Below are 319 nucleotides of genomic sequence, written 5' to 3'. Positions count from 1 at the left end.
CTACCAAGCTCATCTTGTACTATCTTTTTCGAAATCGGCGCTCTGGCACCTTTTCCATCGTCGCAAGCGTCTCGGTATTGGTGGTGATCTTTGGCGCTATTGGGATTCTGCAGTTTGAAAAAGGACTGCCAGACTCCAATATTCATTCAGCAGGAGACGCACTTTGGTGGTCTTTTGTCACCATTACTACCGTTGGCTATGGTGACTTCTACCCTGTGACGACACAAGGCAGGTTGGTAGCGGCTATCTTGATGACCGCCGGTGTGGGTCTTTTTGGTACCTTTACCGGTTTAGTGGCCAACTGGTTTATGATTGAGAC

General features: G+C 48.6%; 1 protein-coding gene. It reads left to right on the top strand.

The features are described from left to right. Nucleotides 1-14: 14 nt before the first annotated feature. The coding region (locus AB4585_RS24830) for a potassium channel family protein (protein ID WP_372171412.1) at nucleotides 15-319 on the top strand (305 nt) is incomplete at its 3' end.

Source organism: Vibrio sp. 10N.222.49.C9 (assembly GCF_041474985.1).
Taxonomy (GTDB): Bacteria; Pseudomonadota; Gammaproteobacteria; order Enterobacterales; family Vibrionaceae; genus Vibrio; species Vibrio crassostreae_C.
This window is presented reverse-complemented; position numbering and strand designations above follow the sequence as displayed.